General features: G+C 66.1%; 1 protein-coding gene. It reads right to left on the bottom strand.

Annotated elements, in window-relative coordinates; translation table 11 throughout:
- Window positions 1–78: 78 nt before the first annotated feature.
- On the bottom strand, window positions 79–460 hold a 382-nt coding region (locus EN850_RS33535), incomplete at its 5' end, for an NAD-dependent epimerase/dehydratase family protein (protein WP_136092935.1).

The raw sequence follows: 460 nt of genomic DNA, 5'->3' as shown, positions 1-460 counted from the left end.
CAAAGGGGGGACAAAGACCGCGCATTCTCCGCAGCCGAGGTTATCCGAAGATGAACCCGGCAGCGTGAGGATCCGTCCTCAGGCGCGATCACCAAAATACTCGCGGCACCACTGCACCACCGGCGGCAGCCCTGCTTCGATCGGGGTCACCGCATCGAAGCCGAAAGCGTCATGCGCGCGCCGGGTATCGGCCATCGTGCGCACCATGTCGCCCGGCTGCATGGGCTTGTAGACCTTCTGCGCGGGGCGGCCGGCAGCCTGCTCGATCACGCTGATGAAGCGCTCCAGCTCGACCGGCGTATGGTTGCCGAGGTTGAACACCCGGTGCGGCACCGGACCATCGGACGGATGCGCGAGCGCGCCGAGGATACCCGACACGATGTCGGAGACATGTGTGAAATCGCGCTGCATGCGGCCTTCGTTGAACACGTCGATCGGACGCCCGGCCAGCACCGCGCGC

This window comes from Mesorhizobium sp. M8A.F.Ca.ET.207.01.1.1 (assembly GCF_004794715.1).
Classification (GTDB): domain Bacteria; phylum Pseudomonadota; class Alphaproteobacteria; order Rhizobiales; family Rhizobiaceae; genus Mesorhizobium.
This window is presented reverse-complemented; position numbering and strand designations above follow the sequence as displayed.